Source organism: Pseudomonas caricapapayae (assembly GCF_001400735.1).
GTDB lineage: Bacteria > Pseudomonadota > Gammaproteobacteria > Pseudomonadales > Pseudomonadaceae > Aquipseudomonas > Aquipseudomonas caricapapayae.
Map to the genome: position 1 here is coordinate 1 of NZ_LJPW01000062.1, position 470 is coordinate 470.

Here is a 470-nt window from a genome sequence, read left to right on the forward strand (position 1 = left end):
TTCAGCGCCTTCATCCACGGCTTGTTGGCAAAACCCTGATGATTGAGTGCGCCGTTGAGTTCGCCGATGCGGGTGGCCAGGTTGGTGGCGTCGCCGAGGCCGTTCAGCAGCGCGTTGGCCTCCTGGTGCAGCGCGTGTTTGAGCGCGGGTGAGAAGCCATAGCGCAAGGTGCCGAACAGCGTGGTGGCGTTGGCTTCCTGCTCAGCGAACCAGGCGCTGGCGGCGTTGTCCTGAGCGTAGATGATCTGCAGGTTGAGCATGACCGTTTGCAGGTACAGCAGGCTTTCAGGGTGAGTGGTGTCGACAAACAGCTTGAGCGGGTCTGTACCGATATGGGTTGCCCAACGCTGAAAATCGCTTTGCGTGTCACGCACCTGCTGCAGCAATGCGTCTCCGGCTGGCAGGTGCTGTTGCAGATACTGACGCGCACCGCTCAGATCGACCTCGCGCCGCCATTTGTGGCGATCTTT

The 470-nt window shown here is 60.6% G+C and carries 1 pseudogene; it reads right to left on the minus strand.

Annotated elements, in window-relative coordinates:
* Positions 1-470, minus strand: a pseudogene (locus ALO80_RS09100) (hypothetical protein); the annotation flags it as partial.